Annotated in this window: 12 protein-coding genes; 6 read left to right on the top strand and 6 right to left on the bottom strand. The window is 37.2% G+C overall.

Going from position 1 to position 14617, the window contains the following annotated elements:
• The first annotated feature begins 128 nt into the window (after nucleotides 1-128).
• The 5 genes from pyrC to CL42_RS17250 all read left to right on the top strand — a co-directional run bounded on the left by pyrC (nucleotide 129) and on the right by CL42_RS17250 (nucleotide 5804).
• Nucleotides 129-1163, top strand: a complete 1035-nt coding sequence (gene pyrC, locus CL42_RS06705; RefSeq protein ID WP_035266516.1) for a dihydroorotase — start codon at nucleotides 129-131, stop codon at nucleotides 1161-1163.
• Complete coding sequence (rnt, locus tag CL42_RS06700; protein ID WP_035266446.1) at nucleotides 1148-1804, top strand: ribonuclease T; 657 nt, start codon at nucleotides 1148-1150, stop codon at nucleotides 1802-1804. Before pyrC ends, rnt begins: the two co-directional genes overlap by 16 nt.
• A 215-nt stretch (nucleotides 1805-2019) precedes the next feature.
• The gene (locus CL42_RS06695) at nucleotides 2020-4527 is read left to right on the top strand and encodes a TonB-dependent receptor plug domain-containing protein (protein WP_035266437.1); all 2508 of its coding nucleotides are present in this window, start codon (nucleotides 2020-2022) and stop codon (nucleotides 4525-4527) included.
• Between the two features lie 152 nt (nucleotides 4528-4679).
• Nucleotides 4680-5621, top strand: coding sequence for a hypothetical protein (locus tag CL42_RS06690; protein WP_035266435.1), 942 nt, complete (start codon nucleotides 4680-4682; stop codon nucleotides 5619-5621).
• A gap of 33 nt (nucleotides 5622-5654) precedes the next feature.
• A complete protein-coding gene (locus CL42_RS17250; RefSeq protein WP_171076764.1) occupies nucleotides 5655-5804 on the top strand; it encodes a hypothetical protein in 150 nt (49 codons plus the stop codon).
• 84 nt (nucleotides 5805-5888) lie between these two features.
• Here the strand turns inward: CL42_RS17250 and serC are convergent, their stop codons facing one another.
• From serC to CL42_RS06655, 6 genes are all read right to left on the bottom strand, one after another.
• The gene (gene serC, locus CL42_RS06685) at nucleotides 5889-6971 is read right to left on the bottom strand and encodes a 3-phosphoserine/phosphohydroxythreonine transaminase (RefSeq protein WP_035266433.1); all 1083 of its coding nucleotides are present in this window, start codon (nucleotides 6969-6971) and stop codon (nucleotides 5889-5891) included.
• Nucleotides 6972-7496: 525 nt separating this feature from the next.
• Complete coding sequence (gene gyrA, locus CL42_RS06680; RefSeq protein WP_035266432.1) at nucleotides 7497-10472, bottom strand: DNA gyrase subunit A; 2976 nt, start codon at nucleotides 10470-10472, stop codon at nucleotides 7497-7499.
• Nucleotides 10473-10776: 304 nt separating this feature from the next.
• Nucleotides 10777-11385 carry a hypothetical protein gene (locus CL42_RS06675; RefSeq protein WP_035266431.1) on the bottom strand — a complete coding sequence of 203 codons (609 nt, stop codon included), beginning with the start codon at nucleotides 11383-11385 and terminating at the stop codon, nucleotides 10777-10779.
• Nucleotides 11386-11617: 232 nt separating this feature from the next.
• Entirely contained in the window at nucleotides 11618-12550 is a 933-nt protein-coding gene (locus CL42_RS06670; protein WP_035266428.1) for an FAD-binding protein, read from the bottom strand.
• An 18-nt stretch (nucleotides 12551-12568) separates the two neighbouring features.
• Nucleotides 12569-13321 (bottom strand): electron transfer flavoprotein subunit beta/FixA family protein, encoded by a 753-nt coding sequence (locus CL42_RS06665; RefSeq protein WP_035266425.1) that lies wholly within the window; start codon nucleotides 13319-13321, stop codon nucleotides 12569-12571.
• Between the two features lie 452 nt (nucleotides 13322-13773).
• Entirely contained in the window at nucleotides 13774-14382 is a 609-nt protein-coding gene (locus CL42_RS06655) for a LysE family translocator (RefSeq protein ID WP_035266421.1), read from the bottom strand.
• A gap of 112 nt (nucleotides 14383-14494) precedes the next feature.
• Between CL42_RS06655 and CL42_RS06650 the strand changes: the two genes are divergently transcribed.
• A partial coding sequence (locus CL42_RS06650; RefSeq protein ID WP_035266415.1) for an AsnC family transcriptional regulator occupies nucleotides 14495-14617 on the top strand: 123 nt, incomplete at its 3' end.

Here is a 14617-nt window from a genome sequence, read left to right as displayed (position 1 = left end):
CTAACGTATGCCTCATTTCCATATTAATCAGCACAAATAGATGTAAAACCCCTTTTATCGGCTTTTGTCGTTATCAATTTCAAGCAATATCGATTATCATCTATGTTATTTTTTCAGTAAGACTTGCCTTGAATACGATCACTTTAATCCAGCCAGATGATTGGCACGCTCATTTAAGAGATGGTTTAGCACTTCAACGTACTGTTCCTGATTTGGCGAAGCAATTTCATCGCGCAATCTGTATGCCGAATACAGTTCCACCTGTAAAAACTGTGGAAGAAGCACATGCTTATCGTGAAAGAATCATGGCGCATGTTCCTGAAAATGTAAAATTCGATCCTCGTATGGTGCTCTACTTTACGGATCATACTTCTCCTGAAGAAGTACAAAAAATTAAAAACTCTCCATATGTAAATGCAATTAAGCTTTACCCTGCTGGAGCAACCACAAATTCTGATAATGGCGTTAGTGATATACGTAAAGTGTATAGCGTCATTGAACAACTTGAAGAACATCAGGTTCCTCTCTTACTCCACGGCGAAGTAACACATCATCATGTTGATATTTTCGATCGTGAAAAACGTTTCTTAGATGAAGTTTTAGCACCGCTGCTTAAACAATTTCCAAAATTGAAATTAGTTTTAGAACATATCACCACAAGCGAAGCTGCACATTTTGTACTTGAGCAAGATCGCAATGTGGCAGCGACGATTACACCACAACATTTGTTATTCAATCGCAATGACATGTTGGTTGGTGGTGTTAAACCGCATTTCTATTGTTTGCCAATTTTAAAACGCCAGACACATCAGCAAACTTTGTTAGAAGTCGCAACAAGTGGCAACCCTAAATTTTTCTTAGGTACTGACAGCGCTCCGCATTCTAAAAATGCGAAAGAAAATGCCTGTGGATGTGCGGGATGCTATAGCGCTCCAACTGCAATTGAATTGTATGCTCAAGCATTCGATCAGGTCGGTAAAATTGAACGTCTTGAAGGTTTCGCTTCATTCTTTGGTGCGGATTTCTATGGTTTACCTCGTAATACTGAAACCATTACATTGATCAAAGAAGATCAAGTGATTCCTGAAAGCCTTGAATATTTAGATGGCGAACAGATCATTCCTCTTTATGCAGGTAAAACAATTCAATGGAGAAAAGTGTGACCACTGAAACATTACCTGTCATCGGTCAACGCTTCCGCGGGTTCCTACCCGTGGTTGTTGACGTGGAAACAGCTGGTTTTAATGCGGATACCGATGCATTGCTTGAAATAGCATGTATTCCAATCATTTACGACGAATCTGGAAAGTTTGTACCTGGTCAAGCGCATCATGCACACATCAATCCATTTGAAGGTGCAAATTTAGATCGTCGCTCACTCGACTTCATTGGAATTGATCCATTTAATCCAATGCGTGTAGCGATGGCAGAAGATGAAAAGTCTGCACTCAAACGTATGTTCAAAGCAATTAACGAGGTACGCAAACAACAACAATGCACACATGCTGTGCTAGTTGGACACAATGCTCATTTTGATCTTGGTTTTTTAAAAGCGGCAATTGCACGTACTGGAACTAAGAATCAAAATCCATTTCATAGTTTCTCGGTTTTTGATACGGTGACTTTGAGTGCTGTGATGTTCGGACAAACTGTTTTGGCTAAATCATGTATTCAAGCTGGCATCGAGTTTGATGGTAAAGAAGCCCACTCTGCTTTGTATGACACACAGAAAACAGCTGAATTATTCTGCTATATTTTAAATAAATTAGCGCCCCATTTACTTGAAACACTCGTTTCAGAGTAAAAATCTTTAAATACCCCAATATTTTAGAAATCTTGATCATCCTGTGGATTGATCTTAATTGAAAAGTATTGGGGCTTTTTGTTCCAATTTTTAACTATCGCTTTTTTATATTATGTTAATCGGAATATAGTATTGATAATTATTCTCATTAATATTGTGAAATAAGTATTATTAAATGATAATCGCTATCGTTTTTATTCTCTCAATGTTAAATCATGTCATTTGTACGCTCAAAATTAAATTTAGCCATTCTTACGATTCTCTCAACTACAGTTTGTGCAAATGAAACAGAAATAAATTCAACAGCTAATGATGATTCAATCAAACTCAATACAATTGTAACGAATGCAACTGAGCAACAAGAAGTTGGGAAAACCCTTTATACGAAGGATGACTTAGACAAGACACCCAATAGTTCTAAGAACATTACTGATTTTTTAAAAGTAAATCCTAATGTGCAATTTGGTAATAATTTTAAAAGTGGCTTACAACAAGGTGAACTTAGCCCAGCCGAAATTAGCATCAATGGCGGTTTACCCTATGAAAATAAATTTCTAATCAATGGGATGAGCATCAACAATAATATTAACCCTGTGGGTGCAACAACATCGAACTCAAATAATGAACTACTCGGCTCTAGTCAAACTGTTGCAGTCAATGCAGACCTGATTTGTAATATTAAACTGCTTGATAGCAATGTGAGCGCTGAATATGGTGAATTTACTGGCGGTGTAGTGAGTGCAGAAACCTGCGCACCAAAAACTGAGGTAGGCAAAATTCACGGTAATATTACCTATGATTATACATCTGATTCTTGGTCTAAAATCAACTTTCCTGATCCAGAAAGCCAACAGGAATTTGAAACCTCCAACAGTGAAAAAAATCAACCTTTCTTTACTAAACAAGGAGTCAGTGCAACACTGTATGGTAATCTCACAGACCAATTAGGCTTCAATGCTTTTGGCTCTTTTCGACATTCCTTAATTCCATTAAAAACGAATTTTATTGAGCCAGCAGAATTAGACCAAACACGTGCTGCGAGCAATTATGGTGTTGAACTCTTCTACACACCTTCAGATAAAACCTCATTAAAAATAGGAACTCAGCTATTTGAAAATAAAGGTGAATACTTCAATGCTACATTTTTAAACTCAGAAAACACGCAAATATCTGATAGCCAAAGTATTTATATCAATTTAAAAAATAAATTAAATGCTGTTCGGTTAGAACAACAACTTAATTATCAAACACAAAAAAGCTCGCGAAAGGCAGAGCAGGATGCGTATGTGTGGGCTCGATCTTCAACAAAAAATTGGAATCCGAATTTAAGTACGCAATCTTATGGAAACTATGGTTCATTATCACAAGAAGAAAAAAAACTCGAATACTCAATCAAAGCCCTATTTGAACCAATAAACTTTGCGAACTCATCACACCAATTCAAAATGGGTGCAGGTTATGGTCATTATGAAGCGTATTGGGAAAGACCTGAAGTTTCTAATAATTATTACACAACTACTTTCGCTTCCAAAAATATTGAAAACTTAAACTGTTACGCTTCTGATGGTCGTCGTTATGATGCTTGTGACGAAGGCAATTCAATTGACGGGCAATATTTAACGCAACGATTTAAATATGATGCAGGACAAATCAATGTACGCCAAGATCGTTGGCATGCATATCTCGAAGATTCAATTTATGTTAATCCATTTATTCAATCTAGTTTAGGCTTACGAGCTGATTATGACTCACTGACTCAAAACACCAATATTGCACCTCGTAGTTCATTTGTTTTGAAGCCATTTGGCAATGATCAATTATTTATCACGGCTGGTTGGAATCGCTATTATGGTTTAAACGCATTCGCCAACGAATTACAAGATCAACGAGGTCGATTACAGACAAAATTTAAGAGAAATAGTCTTTCTGAAGGTTGGGAACTCGACCCGACGTATATGCCATCCTTCAAATCAAGGTCAGAGCTGGATACGCCGTTTTCAGATGAATCTGTATTTGCTTTTAACACCAATATTTGGAACATCAATACTGGTTTAAAATATGTTCAGCGAGAGAACAAAGACCAATTACGCCAGCAGCAAGGTAATAAGTCTTATAACAACTCAGGAAAATCTGAAGCTGAAATATTAACTTTCTCTTTAAAAAATATTAAACCACTTGTATTTAAAAATTCTGTGCATTATTTAAGCCTAAATGCCGATATGACAGATACAAATCGTAATTTTGATAGCTATGAAAGCAACTACTACACAGGTACATCACAAATTTATTATGATGGCAAACTGATTAATGCTGAAGATAAACCCACTGATAATTTCAATACTCCATGGACAGTTAGACTAGATTGGAATATTGGTTTTAATAATATTCCTTTAAATATTAATCATTATCTTAGCTATCGTGCAGGGACACCAGGTATGAAAAAAACCCTGAGTACCAGTAAAACTGAATTTGTCTATGAACTCGATGGTATGAAATATGACACTTACACTGCATACAAAACGAAAAATGCTTTGAATTGGGATATGCGTACTACCTACACAATACCGAGTTCAAAGAATACGCAAACTATTTTTGGTTTAACCATTAATAATGTACTTAACCGTAAAAATAAGTATTTTTCTTCCAATACATCCTCAGTGACACCAACACCAAGTCCTGAAATCGGTCGTCAATTCATTGCAGATGTTACATTTAAGTTCTAACTCATGATTCCCATAGAGCACTTAGGTGCTCTTTTTCATTTATGCCACGTTAAACTTTTGGATTGCATAAAGAAAAAACAATTCAAGACTTGAAAAATATCAATTATCCTCGATATTACATAAAGTAATTCACTCAATCTTAGAATGAGCATATGAACAATCAAAACAAACCTGAAATTATTACGATAGAAGATCAAAGCTTTGGTAGCCATGTAGAACATTGGGCGCTGTTAACTGATGATCCGACTGTTCAGGTTCCAAAATGGTTGAGTGAAGCACTAAATGCACCTGTCATGCCGATGGGGATTTGTGCTGAAGAACAAGATATGGATCCGAATGTTTGGCTAATTCAAGGACCTAAACAACAACCTATCCAATTGGTTCAAGTCATTGCTGTAGAAGACAATAAACCTAAAGCAGTCAAAACAGCCTTCCCTACTTTTGATAGTCCTTATACGTTGAACGCGACGATTGAACGCATCATTACATGTAAGTCCAACACGCAAGCAGTGTTACAATTAAAAGTTAGTGATAATAGTGTGGTTTATGCTTTTGATAGCTTATACAGTGTTAACCAAATTCAATACCAAAAAAATCAATCTTATAAAGTCCAATTAAATGCGTGGGCTTATGAGCTAGAAAAAGTTGCTGATCAAGAACAAATTGTTGTGGATGATCCAGCTTCAATTAAACACCATCGTGCTTTAAATGAAATTTTGAGTGAACACAATGGTGTAGCGCCAGATAATTTACAGCAGCTGATTGATGCTTGGGAACCTAAATCAGATGCCGATAAAGAACCTGTAACGGTCGATTTTTCGAAAATGGTGGCTTACCTGTACGGTGAAACCATGGGTCAGGAAGATGAGGCCTGGTTCCAAGGAAAAGTGGTTGGCAAGACCCAAATGCAGTTCAACGATCAATTTTATCAACTTTATGATGTAACACTTATTTTAGAAGAAAACCAACCTGCTACACTTATTCGTATCGCGACTAAGGATGAGAATTATAAAAATTTCGAAATTGGTCAATATATTCGTGGAAATATATGGATTCAGGCGAATATTTATGCTAAAAATACATCAAATAAATAGGATTTAACTATAAAGTAATATTTAGGCTCCTAGATGAAAATTATACCGGAACAATCAACAGGCTTAATGGAACAAGCACGCCCTCGTATTCGAGTAGACAAGGGTGCTTACTGTTTCTTTTTCTTAGGTGTTTTCCTCGCTGCTTTTATTTTCCACTTTACCAATCTTATTCCAGCATTTTAATAAATTAGTGTTGATTACTTTCATCTGCGTTTTAGTGCATAAAAAAAAGCCTGTCATATGACAGGCTTTTTTACAAACTGATTTTTAAGCATTACGCTTCGCAAAATCATCCATAAATTTCACAAGAGCTTGTACACCCTCAAGTGGCACTGCATTGTAAATACTCGCACGCATACCACCTACTGAACGATGTCCTGCAAGATTTAATAAATTATTTTCCTCTGCTTCTTTCAGGAATTGCTTTTCAAGTTCAGGCTTCGCCAATGTAAATGGTACATTCATAATTGAACGATATTCTTTCGCAATTGGATTTGCATAGAAGTCACTTGAATCAATATAACCATACAACAATTCAGCTTTTTGCTGGTTCACTTGATGAATTGCCTCTACACCACCCTGTTCAAGCAACCATTCAAATACTAAGCCTGATAAATACCAAGCATAAGTAGACGGTGTATTCACCATAGAATCATTCTTCGCTTGCGCTGAATACTTCAAAATGCTCGGAATTTCTTCTTTTGCTTGGTCTAATAAATCATCACGAATGATTACCAAAGTTAAACCAGCAGGACCGATATTTTTTTGCGCACCCGCGTAAATAAGACCGAACTTTGAAACATCAATTGGTGCCGACAAAATACTAGAAGATAAATCTGCAACCAGTGGTTTATCCGTAGTTGGGATATTTTTAAATTGAATACCACCAATCGTTTCGTTATCGGCATAATGAACATAGGCAGCATCAGCAGATAAATTCCATGTACTTTCATCAGAAATTGCAAGATTACCATCTGCATCTTTAATACCAGCTTCGATCACGTTAATTTCGCCATAACGTTTTGCTTCTTTTAAAGCTTTTTCAGACCAAATGCCAGTATGGATATAATCTGCTTTGTTATTTTTCCCTAATAGATTCAATGGAATCGCAGAGAATTGTAGAGAAGCACCACCCTGTAAGAAAAGCACTTTGTAGTTCTCAGGAATATTCATCAACTTGCGTAAGTCTGCTTCTGCTTTTTCAGCAACAGCGACGTAGTCTGCACTACGATGACTCATTTCCATGATTGATAGGCCCTTACCCTGCCAATCAAGCATCTCAGCTTGAGCTTTTTCTAATACAGCAGTAGGTAATGCAGCAGGACCAGCACAGAAGTTGTACGCGCGCATGATTTTTCCTTTCAGAGTGAAACACAATAAAATGATGGCATTTAACCACAGATAACCATAGCTTGCAGTATATTCAACTTAAATAATTTCAATCTTGTTTTCACACTAAAGCTATTTTTTCAATAAGCTCTACATTTATCAGAGATTTATGTTTACTATATTTTGAGAGACACCGTAGTTAGTAAGTTTAAATCGCTCACTACAACAGCTCTCAATCTGACAAAATTTATTATGACTATTTCGTTGTATTGTCTTTCATTTCAAGCGAACACTTAAAACATCTCACCATTATAAAGCGCATCAGTATTTACAGCTGAATGTTTTGTTTATGAACAATATTCCTCAGATTCCCCTCTCTCCTTCATTCAGCTGAAATGAAAGGGTTCACTACATGCTGTTATAAACAGCGCTATTACAATCAGCAAGCTATAATTAAATTTGAGTTTCATTTTTAATTAAAATTCTTTTTTAGACTATTGTTAATTAAAAAAGGACGCTTCAGCGTCCTTTTTTAATTCCTACAAATTATTCATCTGTAGATTTTTCATCGCTATCAGTCGTATCAATTTCTTGAGTATCTACTGATTCATTAGATTCAATTGAAGCCTCTTCACCTTCAACTGATTCTATAAAATCATCTTCCTCAACAGCTTCAATCGCTTCAACACCAACCAATGTCTCGTTTTCACCTAAGCGGATTAAACGTACACCTTGTGCATTACGACCCGTCTGAGCAATTTCAGATGCACGAGTACGTACTAGCGTACCACCATCAGAAATCAGCATGACTTCTTTGCTGACATCGATCGCTACCGCACCAACTAGCTCACCATTACGATCAGATGTCTTGATCGCAATGACGCCTTTACCACCACGTTTCTTGGTCGGGAAGTCATCCACTGGCGTACGCTTACCGTAACCATTTGCTGAAGCACAAAGCACTTCACCTGTTTCCGGAACAACGACTAATGAAACAATACGGCTTAGGAAATTAGAATCCGTATCTTCATCTTCTGAATCTACATCATTATCTTCAATTTCTTCCGCTTGAGCCAATCCAATGGTGACACGCATACCACGTACACCTTTCGCAGATCGACCCATTGCACGTACATCAGTTTCTGCAAATCGAATCGCTTTACCTTCATTCGAGAACAACATAATTTGTTGTTCACCGTCAGTAATCGCAACACCAATTAAACGGTCATCTCCAGCTAACTCGATTGCACGTAAACCATTTGAACGTACATTAGAGAACTGCTCAAGTTCAACTCGCTTGATCGTACCGTATTCAGTTGCCATAAAGACATAGAAGTTTTTACGTAAGTTTTCTGCAAGCTCAGCAAATTCAACTACTACTTCATCATCAAGATCTGTAGTTGATAATTCAACTCCTAACTCTTTCAGATGTGTACGCAATTCGTCCGATAGATCGTCACCATCTGCTAGATCAGCAAATGATTTTTCTAATGCATCATAGTGTGCAGCAATGATTTCGTTTTGCTGTAATTGAACTTGATGAGATTTAACAAACTGACGGAAATCCGCTAGACGTTCTTTAAATTTCTTCGGTGCATCAATCACTGGCAGAATAGCAGTAATTGTCTCATTTTCATCTAATGGCAATAAGTTCACCATAGGACGACCTTTTGCACCACGAGAAGCTTGAGGCACTTCAAAAACTTTTAAGCGATAGACTTTGCCGACATTGGTAAAGCATAAAACTGTTGCATGGTTAGATGTAACAATCAGATGTTGAATGTAATCATCTTCTTTCATAGACGTTGCTGATTTACCACGCCCACCACGACGTTGCGCAGCATAATCAGAAAGTGGCTGTGTTTTCGCATAGCCTGATTGAGAAACCGTTAGAACAACTTGCTCTTCTGGAATTAAATCTTCACGAGAGAAATCTACACGAGATTCTACAATCGCAGTACGACGCTCATCACCATATTGCTGAAGAATAAGTGCTAGCTCTTCACGAATCACGTTCATCAACAATTCAAAATCATTAAGAATTGCTGTCAACTCTGCAATTTGTGCCAATATTTCAGAATATTCTGCATGCAGCTTATCTTGTTCTAAACCAGTTAAACGATGCAAACGTAATTCTAAAATTGCACCCACTTGAGTTGGTGAGAGACGATAAATATTGCCAGATAATCCAAACGGTTTATTAGGATCTTCGCCTTCAATTTCATCTGGGCGAACAGATACTGAACCTGCTTTTTCTAATAAAGCAACTACGCCACCTGCAGACCATTCCCCTGCTTGCAAACGTTCACGTGCTTCTTGCGGATTCGCAGAGGTTTTAATGGTTTCGATGATGGCATCAATATTTGCTAAAGCAACCGTTAAACCTTCCAAGATATGACCACGTTCACGCGCTTTACGTAATTCGAACATCGTACGACGTGTTACAACTTCTTGACGATGGCGAATGAAAGCAGCAATGATGTCTTTTAAATTCATCAGCTTTGGCTGGCCATTATCCAAGCAAACCATATTAATACTGAATGAATTTTGAAGCTGAGTATTTTGGAATAAATTATTAACAATTACTTCAGCGTTTTCGCCACGCTTTAAGTCAATTGCAATACGCATCCCTTCTTTATCAGATTCGTCGCGTAACTCTGAAATACCTTCGAGCTTCTTCTCTTTCACAAGTTCAGCAATACGTTCAATCGTTTTTGCTTTGTTCACTTGATATGGAATTTCAGTGAATACAATCGTCGTACGACCTGTTTTTTGATCTTCTTCTAAATGGTACTTACCACGAATAAATAAACGACCTTTACCAGTACGGTAAGCATCAACAATACCCGATTTACCGTAAATGATACCGCCTGTAGGAAAGTCTGGACCCGAAATATGTTCCATCAATCCTTCAATACTGATATTCGGATTATTGGCATAGGCTAAGCACGCATTGACCACTTCAGTCATATTATGCGGCGCCATATTGGTTGCCATACCTACAGCAATACCCGTGACACCATTAATGAGTAAATTTGGCACACGAGTTGGCATAACTTGTGGGATACGCTCTGAACCGTCGTAGTTATCTTCCCACTCTACTGTATCTTTTTCTAAATCAGCTAACAGTTCATGCGTTAATTTACGCATACGCACTTCGGTATAACGCATCGCTGCTGCACTGTCACCATCAACAGAGCCGAAGTTACCCTGACCATCAACCAACTGATAACGTAAACTGAAATCTTGTGCCATACGAACGATTGTTTCGTATACAGCAGAGTCACCATGAGGGTGGTATTTACCGATTACATCACCAACGACACGCGCTGATTTTTTGTAAGCTTTGTTATAATCATTTCCAAGCTCATGCATCGCATAAAGAACACGGCGATGAACTGGCTTTAAACCATCTCTAACGTCTGGTAGTGCACGAGAGACAATGACACTCATAGCATAGTCGAGATATGAGCTCTTCAGTTCATCCTCAATGGCAATCGGTCGAATTTCCGATACGCTCATGCATACTCCTTATTACAAACAGCTTGAAGAAACTGCTCGATTTATATAATCAATCTTGCAAAAAATTAGCCCAAAATCTATGGAGCTAAATTCTAAAACTCAGCCGAAAATTATAGCACAAATCCGTATTTTTGTCCCTAAATTTTATGGATGATCTGTTTAATTTTATTCATAAAAATGACTAAATTTTCAACACAAAATTCTTAAACAGTATTGCCCTAAAATGAATGATAAAAATCACTTTTTTGCTACTTATACATAAAAAAGATCCTCGTAAGGATCTTTATAAATACATGAATATTCTTCAATGATGAAGTTCGCGCTTGTCCGCTTTCATTAAACTAAAAGAAATTGCAAATAAGCTTAAAATTAACGGAAACTCATACAGCTCTTCGAGTAAGCTTTCATTACTATTTTCTGTGAGCAGGAGCATCCCTATAAAGCGATGATGCTCTATCGCATCAGAAACAACGAGCCCAATCACAGCCAAAACCAAGGCCCAAACTGGGATAATAGCTGTCTTAAACTTGTTCACAATCTCTGTGCGTAATTTTTGGTTCAATAGTGGAAAAACCACAGACCCAATCAATACAATTGAGATACCTCGAAAATAGATTTTGGGGACATCAGGGAAATAATCTCGCCCCCAACTGGTACTACGACCAAACAATAAAACCCACCAGCAAACAGCCCAAAGCCAAAACTCTTTCTTACCTTCTCTAAGCTGTAAAGGCTTTATGTAAAAATAGCTAATAACTGCAAAGGACAACAATAAAAGAGCCTGTAAATTTTCAATCAGACGCACGTCTTCCATACCAAACACATTGAAATGGACTTGATTAAATAATGGAAAAATTAAACATGAGACCGCGATTAGAACAAGCGGTAATGTTATTCGGGTGTCGACCAGCAAAACACAAACTCCCTCATTAATACATTGAAAGTATGAATGAGCTTAAAAAATGATGGCGAATCATATCACAATTACAAAAAACATATAAAACGGTAAATTCTGATCCCTTGATGAGAATAATCTATAATTTTGTTTTATGAGATTTTTTTGATGATTAAATATAAAAATGCCCTGACCAAGTAAAATGAAATGAATCATTACTCGATCAGAGCATTAGTACAGCAATGCTGAATTAGATTTTAGAAACTAATTCTGGAACCACTGTATTTAAGTCACCTACTAACCAGTAGTCAGCTACTGCATTAATTGGAGCTTCTTCATCTTTGTTGATCGCAACGATCACCTTAGAATCTTTCATACCTGCCAAGTGCTGAATCGCACCAGAGATACCTACAGCAATATAAAGGTCTGGCGCAACGATTTTACCCGTTTGACCAACTTGCATATCGTTTGGAACGAAACCAGCATCTACTGCTGCACGAGATGCACCTTGAGCTGCACCAAGCTTATCAGCTAATGGATCAAGTACTTTATGGTAGTTCTCACCAGAACCTACACCACGTCCACCAGATACAACAATGCGAGCTGCTGTTAACTCTGGACGTTCTGATTTTACGATTTCTTCAGATATGAACTTAGAAATACCCGCATCACCAGTAGAAGTTGCAGCTTCAACCGCAGCAGATCCACCTTCAGCAGCAACTGCATCAAACGCTGTACCACGAACTGTACCAACAACAACTGATTCACCAGACTCTACAGTTGCAATCGCGTTACCAGCATAGATTGGACGCTTGAAAGTTTTAGGACCATCAACTGCAATAATGTCAGTAATCATACTAACATCAAGAAGTGCTGCAGCACGTGGAAGTACGTTTTTGCCCGTCGTTGTAGACGCCGCAAGAATGTGTGAATAACCTGCACCAATTGAAGCAACAAGCTTCGCTACATTTTCAGCCAATTGGTTTGCATATGCAGCATCGTCAGCTAAAAGAACTTTGCTTACACCAGCAACTTTAGCAGCTTCATCAGCAACTGCTTGAGCGCCTGAACCAGCAACTAATACAGTGATATCACCACCGATTTTTTGAGCCGCAGCTACAACGTTTAAAGTTGCACCGTTAAGTGCTTTGTTGTCGTGCTCAGCGATTACTAAAATACTCATGATTTTTATCCTTCTGTATTAGATCACTTTCGCTTCATTTTTTAGTTTTTCAACAAGCTCATCAACAGACTTCACTTGAACACCAGCTTTACGTTCAGCAGGCGCTTCAACTTTAACAGTCTTAAGCTTAGTTGCAGGATTAACACCAAAATCTGCAGGAGATTTAGTATCAAGCGGTTTCTTACGTGCTTTCATGATATTTGGTAGAGCAGCATAACGTGGCTCATTCAAACGTAAGTCAGTCGTAATAATCGCTGGAAGTGCTAGTTCAACAGTTTGTAAACCACCGTCGATTTCACGAGTCACTTGTACTTTATCGCCTTCAACTTTAACTTCTGAAGCAAATGTACCTTGACCAGCACCAAGTAATGCACCAAGCATCTGACCAACTTGGTTAGAGTCGTCATCAATTGCTTGTTTACCAAGAAGGATAAGTTGTGGCTGTTCAGCGTCTACAACGCCTTTAAGAATCTTCGCAACTTCTAAAGCACCAAGTTGGCTATCATCAGCTTCAACTAGGATACCGCGGTCTGCACCAAGCGCCATTGCAGAACGGATTTGTTCTTGCGCTTCTTTAGGACCAATAGAAACAACAACGATTTCTGAAACAGTTCCTTTTTCTTTTAAGCGAACCGCTTCTTCCACTGCGATTTCACAGAATGGGTTAATTGACATTTTAACGTTAGTAAGGTCAACCCCACTATTGTCCGGCTTTACGCGAACTTTAACGTTGGCATCAACCACACGTTTTACAGCAACAAGAGCCTTCATGTAATCCTCGGCTGTTTTAACAGAAGTAAATATTCAGAAAAGTTATAATAACTCTTCATTTAAAATTTTTAGGTGTCCTATCTTGCAATGTGTTTGGCATTTCGGTCAAGTCACAATTCACAAAACTGCTGTAAAAAAGCGTAATTTTCGTTGAACGGAGCGTTCACAAAATTATTTTGTTAATAAATTTGTCAGCTTTTCAATATTTTTTGTAAAAAATTAAACTTTGATTTTTAATATTTTTTTAATTTATTAACTACATCAGTTGAATTGATGCTGTAGACTCTTATTTTACGTTGAAAAGCGTTGGCGTGAGTCACCAAATTTGAGGTAAAAAATGTCATAACAGACAGCAAAAATTACAATAACAGCTATTCTTTTTGAGTATAATTTAACCAAAGTTAAATCTATTTGAATAGAAAGCGCAAACATTAGTTTGCGCTTTTTTAATGTTAATTCACAATGAGCCATGTTGCTGCCAATGAAAGCATCACTCCCGAACCACCATCAATCCATTTTTGACGTTTTTCATTTATCCCTGTTTTCTGTGTCAAAAATGCAAATACAAAACTCAATGATGAATAAATAATTAAGCATAATCCAATGAAGATTAGGGATAAGACAATCCCCTGTCCCATAATCGAAGAGGTATGCTGGTTAATAAATTGAGGCAAAATCGCAAAATAAATAAGCATACCTTTAGGATTAAGTAAGGATGTTATAAAACCGCGTCGAATCGGACTAATGACCTGACTTTGTTTAATTTCAATATTTTTGTGATTAAGCGCAGATCGAATCAAATTAAATGCCAAATAAAGCAAATAACAGATTCCTAACCATTTGATCGTTTCAAAAATAATAGGGAAAGAAATAATGATAGCCGCAATACCCACAACGACTAAAAAAGAATGGACGAAATAACCCAAACACACCCCTAAAGTCGCCATAACGCCTGCTTTCGCATTTTTACCCATTACCTGTGACAGAATAAATAACATATCCGGACCAGGCGTAAAAATAAGAGGGATAACTGTCAAAGCAAATAACCAATAGGTAGACATTTTCTTTCTTCCATCATTAATGAAAATGAAAAAAAAGTATCTTCGAATTTACATAAAATAGGATTTCAAATATTCTATTTATTCTTTAATTTTTAGAATTTAATTCTAATATATGAAAATAATATCTAAATCAATTTCAGTTAAATTAGATCGTATCGATAAAAGTATCATTCATGAACTTCAAACCAACGGTCGAATTCAAAATAATGATTTAGCCAAAGAGATTGGCTTATCA

Source organism: Acinetobacter sp. Ver3, from assembly GCF_000632455.1.
Classification (GTDB): domain Bacteria; phylum Pseudomonadota; class Gammaproteobacteria; order Pseudomonadales; family Moraxellaceae; genus Acinetobacter.
Note: the sequence above shows the minus strand (reverse complement) of the source record. Positions and strands in the feature narration are given on the sequence as shown.

What these genes read in the sequence shown, in the direction of transcription:
- rnt (WP_035266446.1), top strand. Translation starts at nt 1,148, where the DNA reads ATGGAGAAAAGTGTGACCACTGAAACATTACCTGTCATCGGTCAACGC.
- CL42_RS06695 (WP_035266437.1), top strand. Translation starts at nt 2,020, where the DNA reads ATGTCATTTGTACGCTCAAAATTAAATTTAGCCATTCTTACGATTCTC.
- CL42_RS06690 (WP_035266435.1), top strand. Translation starts at nt 4,680, where the DNA reads ATGAACAATCAAAACAAACCTGAAATTATTACGATAGAAGATCAAAGC.
- CL42_RS17250 (WP_171076764.1), top strand. Translation starts at nt 5,655, where the DNA reads ATGAAAATTATACCGGAACAATCAACAGGCTTAATGGAACAAGCACGC.
- serC (WP_035266433.1), bottom strand. Translation starts at nt 6,971, where the DNA reads ATGCGCGCGTACAACTTCTGTGCTGGTCCTGCTGCATTACCTACTGCT.
- gyrA (WP_035266432.1), bottom strand. Translation starts at nt 10,472, where the DNA reads ATGAGCGTATCGGAAATTCGACCGATTGCCATTGAGGATGAACTGAAG.
- CL42_RS06670 (WP_035266428.1), bottom strand. Translation starts at nt 12,550, where the DNA reads ATGAGTATTTTAGTAATCGCTGAGCACGACAACAAAGCACTTAACGGT.
- CL42_RS06665 (WP_035266425.1), bottom strand. Translation starts at nt 13,321, where the DNA reads ATGAAGGCTCTTGTTGCTGTAAAACGTGTGGTTGATGCCAACGTTAAA.
- CL42_RS06655 (WP_035266421.1), bottom strand. Translation starts at nt 14,382, where the DNA reads ATGTCTACCTATTGGTTATTTGCTTTGACAGTTATCCCTCTTATTTTT.